The organism is Dietzia sp. DQ11-44 (assembly GCF_014145205.1).
GTDB lineage: Bacteria > Actinomycetota > Actinomycetes > Mycobacteriales > Mycobacteriaceae > Dietzia > Dietzia natronolimnaea.
Genome location: NZ_JAALEC010000536.1, coordinates 1 through 1,169, shown reverse-complemented (window position 1 = coordinate 1,169; position 1,169 = coordinate 1). Strand labels below are relative to the sequence as shown.

Here is a 1,169-nt window from a genome sequence, read left to right as displayed (position 1 = left end):
TGAGCCGGTGGAGGACCACCGCGATCGCGGGTAGACAGAGGGGCATGACAGCCGCCCCGACCGAGATCGCCCCGACCTTCTCCGCCCCGACCCTGCCCGCGGCGAGCGGGCCGCTCTCGCAGGCCGTGGTCACGGCGCTGTCGACGGGCCGGACAGACGGGCTCCCGGGCGTGCCGGCGGACACCGATCCGCTGGGCCGCGATCTGCAGCTCGCGTTGTACACGCTCTACGAGCTCCACTACCGGGGCTTCGCCGGGGTCGACGCCGACCTGGAATGGGACCCCGAGCTGCTGCGGCTCCGGCGCGCACTGGAGTCCCTGTTCCTCGATCACCTCCGGGGAGCCGTCGAGCCCGGCGAGGACCCGGTGGCGGAGATGGACGCCCTGTCCGTGGAGGCGACCTCCGGTACCGGCCCGTCCTGGTACTTCAAGGACGAGGGCACCTGGGACCAACTGCGCGAGTACTTCGCCCACCGGTCTCTGTACCACCTCAAGGAGGGCGACCCCCACGCGTTCGCCATCCCCCGACTGCAGGGGCAGGCCAAGGCCTCGTTCGTCGCCGTGGAGTTCGACGAGTTCGGCGGCGGGCGCGGCGAGCGGGTTCACCAGCAACTGTGGGCCGACCTCATGACCGCCGCCGGGCTGGACCCCACCTACCTGGGATATCTGGACCGGGTGTCGGCGGCGACGCTGTCGACCGTCAACCTGATGTCGCTGTTCGGGCTGCACCGGTCGCTGCGCGGGGCCGCGATCGGCCACTTCGCAGCCATCGAGATCACCTCGTCCCCCGGATCGGCGCGGCTCGTGGCGGGCCTGCGGCGGATGGGGGCCCCGGAGGAGTGCGTGCACTTCTACGCCGAGCACGTGGAGGCCGACGCGGTGCACGAGCAGGTGATGCGCCACGACGTCGTGGGGGACCTGGTGAACCGGGAGCCGCACCTGGCGGCCGACGTGGTGTTCGGGATGCGCACGCTGGACTACCTCGATGAGCTGGCGGCGGACGAGATGCTCGCGGCCTGGGGCCGCGGGGACTCCTCGCTGCTGCCCTGACGCGCGGGCGTGTCCCGCTCACGCCGACACACCGCGGCATCCGCTCGCGCGCCTGCACACCCGGCGGGACATCTGCTCGTGCGCCTGAGCGCCTGACGCGCAGCCGCCCGCGGCGATGCA

General features: G+C 72.5%; 1 protein-coding gene. It reads left to right on the top strand.

Annotated elements, in window-relative coordinates; translation table 11 throughout:
* The first annotated feature begins 44 nt into the window (after window positions 1-44).
* Window positions 45-1,049, top strand: coding sequence for an iron-containing redox enzyme family protein (locus G6018_RS13090; protein ID WP_182639836.1), 1,005 nt, complete (start codon window positions 45-47; stop codon window positions 1,047-1,049).
* Window positions 1,050-1,169 lie beyond the last annotated feature (120 nt).